Source organism: Aurantibacter sp., assembly GCF_042094015.1.
Lineage (GTDB): Bacteria > Bacteroidota > Bacteroidia > Flavobacteriales > Flavobacteriaceae > Aurantibacter.
In genome coordinates, this window is sequence record NZ_JBELDZ010000026.1 from 16,747 (window position 1) to 31,349 (window position 14,603).

Annotated in this window: 17 protein-coding genes and 1 pseudogene; 6 read left to right on the top strand and 12 right to left on the bottom strand. The window is 29.0% G+C overall.

The genetic code is table 11. The features are described from left to right. Positions 1-35: 35 nt before the first annotated feature. On the top strand, positions 36-956 hold the full coding sequence (locus tag ACFDSN_RS05685) for a DUF6427 family protein (RefSeq protein ID WP_375238871.1): 921 nt from the start codon (positions 36-38) through the stop codon (positions 954-956). 85 nt (positions 957-1,041) lie between these two features. On the opposite strand, the gene ACFDSN_RS05690 is transcribed toward ACFDSN_RS05685, so the two are convergent. The 4 genes from ACFDSN_RS05690 to recA form a co-directional block, all read right to left on the bottom strand. Next, entirely contained in the window at positions 1,042-2,823 is a 1,782-nt protein-coding gene (locus ACFDSN_RS05690) for a hypothetical protein (protein WP_375238872.1), read from the bottom strand. A gap of 1 nt (position 2,824) precedes the next feature. Next, positions 2,825-3,376 (bottom strand): RNA polymerase sigma factor, encoded by a 552-nt coding sequence (locus ACFDSN_RS05695; protein ID WP_375238873.1) that lies wholly within the window; start codon positions 3,374-3,376, stop codon positions 2,825-2,827. Between the two features lie 22 nt (positions 3,377-3,398). Next, positions 3,399-3,806 (bottom strand): hypothetical protein, encoded by a 408-nt coding sequence (locus ACFDSN_RS05700; RefSeq protein ID WP_375238874.1) that lies wholly within the window; start codon positions 3,804-3,806, stop codon positions 3,399-3,401. A gap of 145 nt (positions 3,807-3,951) precedes the next feature. Beyond that, positions 3,952-4,965, bottom strand: coding sequence for a recombinase RecA (gene recA / locus ACFDSN_RS05705; RefSeq protein WP_375238875.1), 1,014 nt, complete (start codon positions 4,963-4,965; stop codon positions 3,952-3,954). 440 nt (positions 4,966-5,405) lie between these two features. Between recA and ACFDSN_RS05710 the strand changes: the two genes are divergently transcribed. Continuing rightward, positions 5,406-6,482, top strand: a complete 1,077-nt coding sequence (locus tag ACFDSN_RS05710) for a rhodanese-related sulfurtransferase (RefSeq protein WP_375238876.1) — start codon at positions 5,406-5,408, stop codon at positions 6,480-6,482. A gap of 259 nt (positions 6,483-6,741) precedes the next feature. On the opposite strand, the gene ACFDSN_RS05715 is transcribed toward ACFDSN_RS05710, so the two are convergent. The 6 genes from ACFDSN_RS05715 to ACFDSN_RS05740 all read right to left on the bottom strand — a co-directional run bounded on the left by ACFDSN_RS05715 (position 6,742) and on the right by ACFDSN_RS05740 (position 10,378). Then, positions 6,742-6,948, bottom strand: coding sequence for a helix-turn-helix domain-containing protein (locus tag ACFDSN_RS05715; RefSeq protein WP_375238877.1), 207 nt, complete (start codon positions 6,946-6,948; stop codon positions 6,742-6,744). A gap of 3 nt (positions 6,949-6,951) precedes the next feature. Beyond that, positions 6,952-7,458: a DUF2975 domain-containing protein gene (locus ACFDSN_RS05720; RefSeq protein WP_375238878.1), complete on the bottom strand. Its 507-nt coding sequence runs from the start codon at positions 7,456-7,458 to the stop codon at positions 6,952-6,954. A gap of 2 nt (positions 7,459-7,460) precedes the next feature. Continuing rightward, a complete protein-coding gene (locus tag ACFDSN_RS05725; protein WP_375238879.1) occupies positions 7,461-7,982 on the bottom strand; it encodes a DUF2975 domain-containing protein in 522 nt (173 codons plus the stop codon). A 157-nt stretch (positions 7,983-8,139) separates the two neighbouring features. After that, positions 8,140-8,547, bottom strand: a complete 408-nt coding sequence (mscL, locus tag ACFDSN_RS05730; RefSeq protein WP_375238880.1) for a large conductance mechanosensitive channel protein MscL — start codon at positions 8,545-8,547, stop codon at positions 8,140-8,142. 90 nt (positions 8,548-8,637) lie between these two features. Next, positions 8,638-9,744 (bottom strand): alanine racemase, encoded by a 1,107-nt coding sequence (alr, locus tag ACFDSN_RS05735; protein ID WP_375238881.1) that lies wholly within the window; start codon positions 9,742-9,744, stop codon positions 8,638-8,640. Continuing rightward, on the bottom strand, positions 9,737-10,378 hold the full coding sequence (locus tag ACFDSN_RS05740; protein ID WP_375238882.1) for a thymidine kinase: 642 nt from the start codon (positions 10,376-10,378) through the stop codon (positions 9,737-9,739). The genes alr and ACFDSN_RS05740 overlap by 8 nt, the downstream gene beginning before the upstream one ends. A gap of 113 nt (positions 10,379-10,491) precedes the next feature. On the opposite strand from ACFDSN_RS05740, the gene ACFDSN_RS05745 reads away from it, so the two are divergent. From ACFDSN_RS05745 to ACFDSN_RS05755, 3 genes are all read left to right on the top strand, one after another. Beyond that, positions 10,492-11,229, top strand: coding sequence for a hypothetical protein (locus ACFDSN_RS05745; protein WP_375238883.1), 738 nt, complete (start codon positions 10,492-10,494; stop codon positions 11,227-11,229). 89 nt (positions 11,230-11,318) lie between these two features. Continuing rightward, positions 11,319-12,338: a phenylalanine--tRNA ligase subunit alpha gene (gene pheS, locus ACFDSN_RS05750; RefSeq protein WP_375238884.1), complete on the top strand. Its 1,020-nt coding sequence runs from the start codon at positions 11,319-11,321 to the stop codon at positions 12,336-12,338. 18 nt (positions 12,339-12,356) lie between these two features. After that, positions 12,357-12,752, top strand: a complete 396-nt coding sequence (locus tag ACFDSN_RS05755; protein ID WP_375238885.1) for a hypothetical protein — start codon at positions 12,357-12,359, stop codon at positions 12,750-12,752. A gap of 23 nt (positions 12,753-12,775) precedes the next feature. Here the strand turns inward: ACFDSN_RS05755 and ACFDSN_RS05760 are convergent, their stop codons facing one another. Continuing rightward, positions 12,776-13,180 (bottom strand): hypothetical protein, encoded by a 405-nt coding sequence (locus ACFDSN_RS05760; RefSeq protein ID WP_375238886.1) that lies wholly within the window; start codon positions 13,178-13,180, stop codon positions 12,776-12,778. Positions 13,181-13,225: 45 nt separating this feature from the next. Beyond that, a complete protein-coding gene (locus tag ACFDSN_RS05765) occupies positions 13,226-14,224 on the bottom strand; it encodes an NAD(P)H-dependent glycerol-3-phosphate dehydrogenase (protein ID WP_375238887.1) in 999 nt (332 codons plus the stop codon). A gap of 133 nt (positions 14,225-14,357) precedes the next feature. Here ACFDSN_RS05765 and ACFDSN_RS05770 point away from each other — a divergent pair. Then, positions 14,358-14,603, top strand: a pseudogene (locus ACFDSN_RS05770) (nicotinic acid mononucleotide adenyltransferase); the annotation flags it as partial.

Here is a 14,603-nt window from a genome sequence, read left to right on the forward strand (position 1 = left end):
TATAGTCTTTAAAAACAAAAATACAAAAACAGCTAATGATTACAAGCTTTTTTAATAAATCTAAGCCAAATAATTACGTAATTATTTTTTTACTCGCACTTTTAGGGTTTGTTATTGCCGTATTTAAATACAACACTTTGCCGTTTAATCTTTTTAATGTCTTAAAATTAACATTTAATTTTGGATTAACTTGCGTATCAATTTTTACCTTAAATTTTATTGTAAAACGTAATAGTTTAACCAAAGAGAATACTTACGCTGTTTTAGTGTATTGTTTTGCTTTATTGCTTTTACCTCAAACATTTTTAAATGTTAAAATAATTATTAGTAATTTATTTATTATACTGGCCTTAAGACGCTTGTTAAGTTTGTCTTCAAAAAAAAACACTATTAAAAAATTATTTGATTTTGGTGTTTTAATTACTATTGCTGCGCTTTTTAACAGCTGGGCAATTAGTGGTTTTATATTTGTTTTTTTTGCATTGATTTATTATCCAGAGAAGCGATTTAATTATTGGATAATTCCATTTTTAGGAGTTTTAGCGGTAAGTATAATTGTTTATTCTGTTTACTTGTATTTTCCTGATAGATTTTCTGATGTTAATTTAATTTTTTATTATAAATGGTTAACAATTACAACGTTTAATTGGCCAATAAATTTAGCTAATGTTTTATTGCTTTTGTTTGCTTTTTATGGACTGTTAATCTATTTATCTGGGATTAAAAATAAAAAACGAATTAAACAATCCGCTTTTTACTTAGTTACTTTTGCGTTTTTGGTGCTAATTTTCATAAGCATTGTTCAACCTATAAAAACCGTGTCAGAGCTTTTATTTGTTTTTATGCCTTTAGCTATAATAGGCGCAAATGCTTTAGAAAACCAAACTTTAAAATTAATAAACGAGATATTTTTATTAGTTTGTATAATGTGTATAGCTTTAATTACTTTTATATAAATTAAAAAGGCAACCTAAGGCTGCCTTTTCTTTTTGATGTATTACAAAGTAATTAGTTTTAGAATAACCAACTTAAAAACCTACACTAAAATTTGTAACTGAAACCAGTATATACACCAATGATATAAGGATTAAAATTTCCAGATGTATTTGAAAACCCATTAATTTGATACTTAAAAGTTGGTTCAAAATTATAGACAAAAGACTTACTAAAACTATAGTTTAAACCTATTCCTAAATTAGTACTAAAACTTAAATTGTTAATATTGTTTGCTTTACCTAATTCAGTATTATTATCTTCAAATTCCGATACAACTTGGTTGTCACTTAGAATAAAACTACTAAAACCACCAATAATATTTACTCCAAATTTATTTTTACTTAATCGATATTCTAATTCAAGTGGAACTTCAATATATTGAATTCTCTGGCTTAAAGCAGCATTAAAGTTATCGTTTAGTGTTGAGTTAATTTGCTGAGACGCTAGATTAGTTGAGCTAATTACAGAAATACCTTGTGTATTTATTTGGTTAGAGAATGTAATGTTTCTTAATGGGTTTTCGTTTGGCGTATTACTTACACTTTCAAATACAAAAACATCATCTGTATCATAGCTTAAATTAAGTTGATGTATTCCTGTTCTAATTTTTAAATTTTTATTTAATGCGTATCCAACTGTAATACCATAACTAGTATTTGTTTCTCCAGATTTTTTGTTGTTTACAAATTGATCATGAAATTGAGAACCTGTTCCAAAAGAATTATAATATACAGGTGCTATATTTGGTGAGATTGCCCAACGCTTTCCAATAGCTTCTTTTTCTAATAATTTTTCATTTTCTGCAATTGCCGCTTCAATAGATTTAGTGTCTTTTAAATCTAATAAACTAGCAAAAATAGAGTCTGTTTTAATGTCTGCTAAGGGTTGGATTTCTGAATTTAAAAATAAATTTTCACTAAAACTATTGGTATTACTTACGCTATATTTTGAAGTGTAATTACTATCTTCTATAGAATTTTTATGATTAGAGGTAGTTCCAATAGTTTTGTTTGAATTAGTTGTTGCTACATTATAATTATTTGGATTGTTTTTAATGGCAGAGTTAATTTTATCAGGACTTAACAAACCGTTATTTTTTTCTTTATTAGTTCCTATAGAACTACTATTTTTATTAGTAGAAACTACGGTTGAATTTGTTTGTGTTTTATTTGTAGCGCCTTTATTTTTAATTCCTGTAAAATTATCTTTATAGTTTTTACTAACCTTATTTGTATTAGCGTTAACTAAATTATTGACTTCATTTTGAACGTTATTTCCATTAGTCTCATCTATAGAGTTTGAAGACTGCTTTTTTAAAGTTATCACATTAGCTATATCTTGATTAGGCTTTGTTGTTAAAGCATTATAGTCTTCTTTATTAAACTTATTATTAACAATTGATTGGTTAACTGAATTCTTGTTGGCATTATTGACAATGGTGTTAGAAGAGTTTAAATCTGTGTTACTTTCTGGACTGTTACTAATCTCGGAATAAGAATTATTTTCTAAGATGTTATTTTTATTTGAATCGTTTTCATTTAATATTTTTCCGTTTGATTCAATTTTAGAATTGTTTTTTTGATCTATATCAGATGAAACAACGCTTACTTCTTCATTACTATTAAAAAACACATAACCAACAGATATAAATAAAAATAGCACTGCCGCAATAGAACCTAATTTAAGCCATGATGGAAACGAACTACTTGTAGTTTGATTACTGACAAGTTGTTTTTCTATATTAGCCCAAACTTCTGGGTTTGGTGTCTCGTTAAAATCTTTAAACTTTTCTTGAAAAAGTCTATCTATATGTTTTTTATCACTCATGTTAAATGCTATGAGATTTTAAGGTTGATTTATAATTTAAAACTAAATCTTTTAACAAAGCTCTTGCTCTTGCTAAATTAGATTTAGAAGTTCCATCGCTAATTTCTAACAACTTTCCAATTTCTTTATGCGAATAACCATCTAGTACATAAAGATTAAAAACCAAACGATATCGGTTTGGTAATTTCTGTATGCATTCTAATAGAAATTGCAAAGGTATATTTTCTTCATCTTCATCATCTATAGTTACATCTGTATCTTCTAAATGATCTTCGTTTACTATCTGAAACGTTTTATCTTTACGGTAACGTTGTAAAGTCGTGTTTATAGTTATTCTTTTTAACCAACCTTCAAAAGAGCCTTTATCTTTATATTGGTTTATTTTCCCAAAAACAGTAATAAAAGCATCTTGTAAATTATCTTGAGCTTCAGCATAATTCCGTGAATACTTTAAGCAAATAGAAAACAATGTACTCGAAAAGAGTTTATAAAGTTCGCTTTGTGCTTTAGTATCATTTTTTTTACAGCGTATTATGAGTTGCTCTAAACCCAAATTGTTTTGGTTTTAATAAAAATTAGTCAATAGCTTCTACTTCGTAAATTAAATATTCATCTTCACCGTCATCATTCTTTCCTTGCCAAAATTTAAAGGTATACATGCCAGCTTCAGTTGCATTAAACCTAAAAGAAGCTTCTGTTTCTGCTTCTAGAGCTGTGCAATTGTTATTACTAGCAAAATAAGTGCTTACAATTGCAACTGTACGCTCATGTTCATTTTTTACATAATAAATATCATTATATGCATGGCAATTTGTAGGTCTTAAATAGGTTAAGAAAACATCTTCTGCAACACCAACAGTTACACTTTGTGGCATTTGAGCTGTTTCTATAGGTAATAATTCTTGATAATCTTGTATAGAATCGTCGTTAAGACTACAGGAAAGGGCAAAAAAGGCAAATATATATACTATTAATTTTTTCATACATCTTATTCATTTATATACTATAGATGCTTCAATTTATAAAAGGTTGCGTTAATTCCAAAATAAACTTTAAAGTATCTCCTAGTTGATAATAATTAGGTTGTGTTTTAAATAAAAAAATCCCGACTATGTCGGGATTTTAAATTTATTCATTTTCTTCTTTAAGTCTTGATTTTATTTTCTGTTCAAGCTCATCGAATAATTCAGGATTGTCTTTAATAATGGATTTTACAGCATCTCTACCTTGTCCGAGTTTTGTGTCTTCATAACTAAACCAAGAACCAGCTTTTTTAACAATTTCCATTTCAACAGCAACATCTAAAATTTCTCCAACTTTAGAAACACCTTGTCCATACATAATATCAAATTCAGCCATTTTAAATGGTGGAGCTACTTTGTTTTTTACAACTTTAACTCTTGTTTTATTTCCTAAAACCTCACCAGAACTATCTTTTATTTGTGTAGAACGTCTAATATCTAAACGAACTGAAGCATAAAATTTTAATGCATTTCCACCAGTTGTTGTTTCTGGGTTTCCAAACATTACTCCAATTTTTTCACGTAATTGGTTAATAAATATAACGGTACAATTGGTTTTACTAATAGAAGCAGTTAATTTTCTAAGTGCTTGAGACATTAAACGAGCATGAAGTCCCATTTTTGAATCTCCCATTTCACCTTCAATCTCACTTTTTGGTGTTAATGCTGCAACAGAATCTATTACAACAATATCTATAGCGCCAGATCTAATTAAATTATCTGCAATTTCTAAAGCTTGTTCTCCATTATCTGGTTGAGAAATAATTAGGTTATCTATATCTACACCTAAACTTTCTGCATAAAAACGATCAAAAGCGTGTTCTGCATCAATAAAAGCTGCAATTCCTCCAGCTTTTTGAGCTTCTGCAATAGCATGTATAGTTAAAGTGGTTTTACCAGAAGATTCTGGGCCGTAAATTTCTATAACTCTACCTCTTGGATATCCGCCAACGCCTAAAGCAATATCTAAACCTAAAGATCCAGTTGGAATAGCTTCTACATCTACAATAGCTGCATCGCTCATTTTCATTACAGTTCCTTTTCCGTATGCTTTGTCTAATTTATCTAATGTAAGCTGTAGCGCCTTTAGTTTTGCTTCTTTTTCTTTCTCGTTGCTCATAGTTCTCTTTATAATGTGTTGCTAAAATACGATATATTTTATTTTTTTTAATATCACGACGCAACCTTTTTAAAACTTCTGCATCTATTTAACAAATAGGGGAATTATTGCTGTGAAAAAGAAAATTATACTTCCTATTTAAAAAATTATTTCTCACTAATTTATAAGTGTTAATTATGAGATATTTAAATACAATAATACACACAAAAACTTTAGGTGTTTCAGTCTCTATTTTATTAAATAGCAGCTGTAAAGCCGATGGAGGATAACTCGCATTATTTTTTAAACGAAAATTTTAAAAAAATAATCGAGTTAGTCTATTAAAAGTCCTTTGCGAAAGTCGTAAAGGACTTTTTTTTGGTATAATATATAGGTTTTTATATTTCGAATTAAATTCTACCTTTGTAAAAATTTCTTTAACCTTAAAAACATAGTATAGCATGCAACTGTACAACAAATTAAGTGTGAAAGAACGTGCAGCTTTAATTGAAGAAGCTGGAAAAGAACGATTAACCTTATCGTTTTACACGTATGCACACATTTTAAATCCACAACAATTACGAGACGATTTATTTATTAAATGGGACAGTTTAGACGTTTTAGGACGTATTTATATTGCTCAAGAAGGTATAAATGCGCAATTATCTTTACCAGCCGAAAATTTTGAAGCTTTTAAAAACCATTTAGATAGTATTGATTTTTTAAATGGTATCCGATTAAATATTGCGGTAGAGCAAGATAATATGTCTTTTCTAAAACTTAAAGTAAAAGTAAGAGACAAAATTGTTGCAGATGGCTTAAACGATGACACGTTTGATGTAACAGATAAAGGTGTACATCTTTCAGCTAAAGATTTTAACGAGATGTTAGCTAATCCAAACACAGTTTGTGTGGATATGCGTAACCATTACGAAAGTGAAATTGGCCATTTTGATGGCGCAGTAACACCAGACGTAGATACCTTTAGAGAAAGTTTAGATATAATTGAAGCTGACTTACGTGAACATAAAGAAGAAAAAAACCTTTTAATGTATTGTACAGGTGGAATCCGTTGCGAGAAAGCAAGTGCTTATTATAAACATAAAGGATTTAAAAATGTTTACCAATTAGAAGGCGGAATTATAGAATATACCAGACAGGTAAATGCCGATGGTATTGAAAATAAATTTATTGGTAAGAATTTTGTTTTTGACGATCGTAGAGCCGAAAAAATTAGTGATGATGTCATTGCAAAATGCCACCAATGCGGAGATCCATTTGATGTGCATACCAATTGCGCTAACGATGCTTGCCACTTATTATTTTTACAATGTGACACTTGTAAAGAAGAAATGAATAATTGCTGTTCTACAAACTGTAAAGAAATTCACGCATTGCCATTCGAGGAGCAAAAAGAACTTAGAAAAGGTCAATCTAATAGTAATGATATATTTAAAAAAGGGAGAGCAGACCATTTACCTTACAAAAAAGACTTGCGTAACATTTTTGAAGTCTTAAAGACTGATAAAATAAAATAGTAAATGCAAGAACAAAACAAACTCATAGTTTCAGAAAAGAAACGACCATTTTTTCAAATCCTTATTGCGGCGCTTTTGTTTACTGCAGCTTTTGGTTTTTTAGTTTATAGTTTCTTTTATCTTTGGATATAATGTTTCACAAGACCTAAATATAGATTTACTAGACGCTACTAAAAAAGAAAGTGTTTGGGTTGATAAAGAAGAATGGCAACAAAAAATGAATAACTAATTAAAGTCCCAATTTAAAATTGGGACTTTTTTACTCTGCTGAGAATTCTAAAATATCACCAGGTTGGCACTCTAAAACTTTGCAAATAGCTTCTAAGGTAGAAAACCGTATAGCTTTTGCTTTTCCTGTTTTTAAAATGGAAAGATTAGCTGTTGTTATACCAACTTTTTCAGCAAGTTCATAACTTTTCATACCGCGTTTTTCAAGAATAAGATCTAAGTTTATTTCTATTGGCATAAGCTATACAGTTAATTCGTTTTCTTCTTTAGCTTGTTTTGCAACTTTAAATACTTCACTTAAAACCATAAAAAACAATCCAAAACAAAGCATTAATATAAATGGACTTAAACTAAATTCTAATGCCATTTTGCTTTTTGCAAACAAAGGATATAAAAATGATGAGATTCCTGTTAAAATTGCTGCAATTATTAAAGAAATTCCCATTTTATGAAAGCCTTTAAAAACCTGTTCACTAAATATTTTAGTTTTTTGAAATTCTCTCAATACTTTTCTAAATATGAATATGGTGTAAATTATTATAGTAAAACTTATCATTGTTGAAACTAATAAAAGTTTTGTTTTAAAATTATGCTCATCATATAAAACACCTTGTATTCTAATAGGTATGCTGTCAGCTGAATTGTTTGTAAGAACAAAACTTATCATAATAAACATTAAAGGTGTTGTGAATAAAGCTAAAACCCAAAATATGTCTACTATTATTTTTAAAATATTTAATTTTTTCATAATTATATAGTTAATTCATTTTCGGTTTGTAGTTCAATACCTTGTTTATATATTAAGCTAATCACAAACAAAATACTTGCAATAAATAGAAACTCTTTGCTTGACCACATTAAATTAGCATCATAATTTTTTCCTACTAAATAATTGGTATATGTATTACCAATAACAGAAACTAGCCCAATACTAAGAGCTATAGCACTCATTTTAGATATAAGTTTGCTAATAGCTAAATTAAAAGGTTGTTTAAAGTTTACTTTAGAAAAAATAGTAATCACCGCATAAAACAAATAAGCTTTAAGTGTTATTACTAATAGCATAGTAGAGATTAGTAAAACAAAGTGAGTTTGACTAAACTGATAAAGTTCAAATAGATTTAAATCCAGATATAAATTTTTAGCAGCGGCTCCATTTATAAATAAGGTGACAAGAGATGAGATTAGTAAAGCTCCAGCTTTAATGCATGGACCAATAAATATGATCCATGAAAATGTTTTCATTAATTTTAATAGTTTATCTGTTTTCATAATATTTTAATTATCGTTTATCGATAACAAATATACAAAAATTATCGAAAAACAATAATTTTAAGAATTTTAATTTCTATAACTTTAAGTTTGGATACAAAAAGCCCAATTTCAATTAAGAAATTGGGCTTTTAATATTTAAAAACTTAGGTTAGAATTACTTTTTTAAAGCATCTCTAATTTCCATAAGTAATTCTTCTTGAGTTGGTCCTGCTGGTGCAGCTGGAGCTTCTTCTTCTTTCTTTTTAGTTTTGTTGTATGCCTTTACAATAATAAACATTACTAGACCTACTATTAATAAGTTAATAATTGTATCAATCCAAGCACCATATAAAATAGCGTTTTCTGGAGTTGCAACTTTTCCTGTAGCATCTAGAATTGCTTCAGATAAAACAAATTTTTGGTCAGCAACACTAACGCCACCAGTAAACATACCAACAACTGGCATAACAATGTTACTTACAAAACCTTTAACTACAGCTCCAATTGCTCCAGCCATAATTACAGCTACTGCAAACTCAATAACGTTTCCGCCAGTAATAAATTCTTTAAATTCTTTTAACATAATTTTGATTGATTAATTTGTTATTAATAATTTCGAATATACTATTTAAAACTAAATTTTAACATAGTTTTTAACCAAAAACGAAAAGATTTATCGACGTAAAGTTCTTTTTATTCGCTGAGATACACTTGTAATCAATTCATAAGAGATAGAATTTACGTTTTCAGCTAAATCAGTAGCATTGTGTGTTGCATCAAAAACAACAACTTCATCGCCTTCTTGGCAATTAATATCTGTAACATCTATCATAATCATATCCATACACACATTACCAATTATGTATGCTTTTTGTTTATTTACAAATACAAACCCTTTTTGGTTTCCAAAAGCCCTATTAATTCCATCTGCATGGCCAATAGGTAAAGTAGCTGTTTTAGTATTTTTTTTAGCAATAAAAGCACAATTGTAGCCTAAAGAATCTCCTTTTTTCAAACTGTGAATTTGAGAAATACAGGTTTTTAAAGTTGAGATTGGTTTTAGATGTTTATCAATTTCAGAATTGTTTCCAAACCCATATAAACCTATACCAGATCTAACCATATCAAAATGAGCTTCAGGATAATTTAATAAACCTGATGTATTACATAAATGTAAAAACGGTGTATAATCTAATTGATTTTTTAGTTCTTTAGAAACGTTTTTAAATGCTTCAATTTGCTGTAATGTAAATGCGTTTTCATTTTCATCATCGCTTGCAGCTAAATGAGAAAATATAGAAGCTACCTTAATGCTTTTTGTGTCTAGTAAAGTTGATGTAATCTGATTGACTTCATTCACATTAAACCCTAAACGATTTAATCCTGTATTAAACTTAATATGAACAGGATAACTAGTCTGCTTTTCTTGTTCTGAAACTCTTATAAATTCATTTAAAACACGCATAGAGTAAATACTAGGCTCTAAGCAATGTTCAATTAATAATTTAAAATGTATGGGTTGACTATGTAATACTAGAATAGGAGACGTAATTCCTGCTTTTCTTAGCGAAATACCTTCATGCGTATATGCAACAGCAAAATAATCTACGTTTAAAGTTTCTAAATGTTTAGCAACTTCTTCAGCATCACTACCATAAGCAAATGCCTTAACTACTGCTAGTAATTTAGTGTTAGGTTTAAGTTTAGATTTTATAAAGTTGAAATTTTGCGTAACCGCTTTTAAATCTATATCTAAAACCGTTTCGCGAAACTTACTCATTAGGATTTTCTTTATTAAAAAGTGTTTCAGAATCTACAGGAATCGTTTTAATTCTCTCTTTCAAACTTGCTTTGTAATATGCAGCTCTACTTAAAGGTTCGTACTCATTAGTTTCGCCTAGCATAACAATTTTTTCATCATCAGTTTTTCTGTAACTGTATTGTGCTAAATTCCCAGTTCTTGTACAAACCGCATGCACTTTAGTTACATATTCTGCCGTAGCCATTAAATTTGGCATTGGACCAAAAGGATTACCCTTAAAATCCATATCTAATCCAGCAACAATTACACGAATACCTTTGTTGGCTAAATCGTTACAAACACGTACAATTTCGTCATCAAAAAATTGAGCTTCGTCTATACCAACAACATCACATCCATCGGCTAAAATAGGAATGTTAGCCGCTGCAGGAACTGGAGTTGAGCGGATTTCGTTAGAATCATGAGAAACTACCATTTCCTCATCATAACGCGTATCTACAGCAGGTTTAAAAATTTCAACCTTTTGTTTTGCAAATTGCGCACGTTTTAACCTACGAATTAATTCTTCGGTTTTTCCAGAAAACATTGAGCCACATATAACCTCAATCCATCCAAATTGTTCTTTCTGATTTACGGTATTTTCAAGAAACATTTTGTAATTTTAGCACCAAACGAAATATTTTTTCGTTTCTTTAAGTCATCCAAATTTATTAAAAATAGGTCGCTTAATCCCTAATAAATTAAATTTTATATAAAAATTCTGTTATGAAGAAGAAATTAGAATCGGAATTAGTAAGTATAGCACACAGAATACTTAAACTTAAAGGCAAAGAAGATGTATTAAAAATGCATACAGAAGTTGCTGTTTTATATGAAAAATTAACTGTTTTAAAATTTGCTAACGAGAATTTTGAAGCTGATATGCCAACTATAGGAAATGATTCTTCATTTTTCGGAATGTTAGATTCTGCTTTCAACAACACAATAAGCGATAATATTGAGGTTGAAAATAAAACTTACGTTAATGTAGACGAGAATGAAAACGAAGCAATAACAGAACCTTTAATGGAAACTATTAAAGATATGGTTGCGCAAATGCCTGCAGAAACTGCTGAAATAGATAGTATGTTTGAAGAAGTTGTAAAAGCTAAAGCTTACGATCAATCTAAAAACGATTTTGAAGATATTACATCAGATTATAGAGAAACACCAATTTTTGAAGCTGTTAGCGATCAGAATAATGAAAAAAAGTCGTTAAACGACAAGTTAAAGTCTGGCGGATTAAAAATTGGACTAAACGATAAAATAGCCTTTATTAAACATTTGTTTGATGGAAATGCAGATGATTACAATCGTGTATTATCTCAATTAAACACATCTACAAATTTTAATGAAGCTTCTAAATTAGTCCAAAACATGATAAAACCAGATTATAACAATTGGACAGGAAAAGAAGACTACGAAATGCGTTTTATGGAACTTTTAGAAGCTAGGTTTGAGTAATCTAATCTCTTAAAAAGCTTTTATTTAGTTAACTTTCTACTTATAGTTTCTCTAAAAAGTAGTAAATTTGCGCTTCATTTTTAAGTGTTATGATAGACAAACTAAAAGAACTGATTACAGAAGCCGAAAGTTTTAAAGCTCAAACTCAAGATGAGGTTGAAGCATTTAGAATTAAATACTTAGGTAAAAAAGGACTACTTAACGATTATTTTAAAGAGTTTAAAAATGTAGCTAACGATCAGAAAAAAGAGTTTGGACAAGTAATAAATACACTTAAAAAAACAGCTGAAGAAAAAGTAAACACACTTAAAGCTGAGTTTGATAATGCTCCAGATGTAAAAGATATTAATTTAGATGTGTCTCGTCCAGGAGAGCCAATTACTTTAGGAGCAAGACATCCAATTTCTATTGTTAAGAATCAAATTATTGATATATTTTCTAGAATAGGTTTTAATGTAAGTGAAGGACCAGAAGTAGAAGACGATTGGCATAACTTTACCGCATTAAACTTACCAGAACATCATCCGGCAAGAGATATGCAGGATACGTTTTTTATACAAACTAACCCAGATGTTTTATTACGTACGCATACAAGTTCTGTACAGGTACGTTATATGGAAAATAATAAACCACCAATTCGTACTATTTCTCCAGGTAGAGTTTATAGAAACGAAGCAATTTCGGCAAGATCACATTGTTTTTTCCACCAATTAGAAGGCTTATATATAGATAAAGACGTAAGTTTTGCAGACTTAAAACAGACGTTGCAATATTTTACAACAGAGCTTTTTGGAAAATCTAAAATACGTTTAAGACCATCTTATTTTCCGTTTACAGAACCAAGTGCAGAAATAGATGTGTATTGGGGTTTAGAAACAGAAACAGATTATAAAATTACTAAAGGAACTGGTTGGTTAGAAATTGGTGGTTGCGGAATGGTAGATCCTAATGTTTTAACTAATTGCGGTATAGATCCAGAAGAATATTCAGGATTTGCATTTGGTGTTGGAATAGATAGAATTGCTATGTTATTGCACCAAATTGGAGATATTAGATTATTAAGTGAAAATGATGTAAGGTTTTTAGAACAATTTAAATCTGCGTTATAAAAAACGCTAATTTTAATTATGAAAAAAGATATTATAATTCCAGAAGTTAAAGATGTTTACGTTGCTGTAGTAAACGAATACAACGAGATATACAAAACACAAGACTGGAATGCCTACATTATAAACGATAAAGATGTAGATATAGAAATGGTTATTATTGTAACCGATGGTTATTCTGAGAAAAAGATAACTTCTAAGTTTAGAAAAAAACTAGACCTTTTACCTAAAAAGAGTTATGCAAAAATTGAGTTAATGCAAGAGGATTTATTTGCATTAAACAACCAATTTAAAGTCACTTTTTTTGAAGGAAACACAATGTTTGATAAAACATTCTTATTCAGAAAAAACACGATTAACCTTAAGGCTTTGCAGAATATTCCTTTAATGGAAGCTAAAGGTGTTTTGGTGAAGTAAATTTCTTTAAAGACAATCTATTTTTAGAATTCAGTAATTGGTATTCCGTAAACACTTTTTTCAGAAATTGCTTTTGAATAGGATTTTTTATTCAGAGTATCCATTTTTAAAAATTCTGTATCGTTGATTAAAATTCGGATTAGATTGTTTTTCCAATCTATTTTTATATTTTCGTTTGTAATTCCGATTTGTATAGAAAATTCGTTTGCAACTCTTTTTATTAAAGGTGGTTGAAAATCCATTTCAATAAATTCTTTTACTTTTTCATTTGATTCTACTAATGTTCCACGAGAACATAAAAACCCATCAAATTCGATTTGATTTTGAGAATCAAGAAGATATGCCCAAATTGAATGTTGGTCACTATCAATTATCAAGTTACGTTTTTCAGATTCATTAAATACAGTCAGGTAAATTTCAGTTTTCAATTCTGATTCGATTTTGAGACATTATACACAACAACGGATATAAAACTAATCCAACTTATCTGTTAATTTTTTAAATACTTTCTTAGCATCTTTACCTTCGTATAAAACTTGGTAAACAGCATTTATAATTGGCAACTTAGTTTTTTTAATGTTCTTTTCGTTTAATATAAAAGCACTTTTTGTGGCATAGTAACCTTCGGCAACCATACTCATTTCCATTTGAGCAGATTTTACGGTATAACCTTTGCCAATCATATTTCCAAACATTCTATTTCTAGAAAATGTAGAATAACCAGTTACTAATAAATCACCTAAATAAGCAGAGTTATTAATGTTTCGTTTCATTTTATGCATTTTCTTAATAAAACGTTTCATCTCTCTAATTGCATTACTCATTAAAACACTCTGGAAATTATCGCCATAACCTAATCCGTGAGCAATTCCTGCGGCTACTGCATAAATGTTTTTAAGCATTACTGCGTATTCTGTTCCAATAACATCATCGGATACTTTTGTTTTAATATAATTACTTGCTAAAACACTTGCTATAGTTTCGGCTTTGCTTTTGTCTGCGCAAGAAATAGTTAGGTAACTTAAACGTTCTAAAGCCACTTCTTCTGCATGGCAAGGTCCAGCAATTACCCCAATGTTTTCTAGTGGTACATTAAAGTTTTCATTTAAATGATCTCCTAATAATAGCCCTGTTTCTGGTAAAATACCTTTTACGGCACTAACTGTTATTTTATTAGAAATATCTATATCTAATTTTTCTAATTCTGCGTGAATAAATGCCGATGGAATTACAAATATTAATACATCTGCATAAGCTGCCATTTCATTAATATCGTTACTTAATTTTAATTGTTCCATATGGAACTCAACTGCACTTAAGTAATTTGGATTGTGTTGCTCTTTTAATAAATGTTCTTTGGTGTATACACTGCGCATATACCAACCAACTTCATCAAGATTTTCGCAAAGCATTTTTACAATGGCTGTAGCCCAACTTCCAGATCCAAAAACTGCATATTTTAATTGACTCATAGTCGATTTTTCTTCTATTATATATCAAAAATACGTAAAAAAATATGGTTAATAAATATGTTAAGTCATCTAACTTTTAAGCTTTGGCATACCTTTTGAATTTAACTAAGTAATAACTTTAAATTATATACTTATGAAAACTCTAAAATTACTTTCTTTATTACTTGTAATGACTTTGTTTACATCTTGCTATACAGAAGTTATTGTGGACGATTATAATTCAATACCAGTTCATCAAAACAACAACATATCTTTAAATCAATTATTAAACTCTTACGAGCTTTGGTATATAGATTTAAATCAAACTCAAGGTTATGGTTCTATGCCATTTATGGAAATTGCTTTTACTATGAGTTTTAGAAATGGCATTTTATACGCT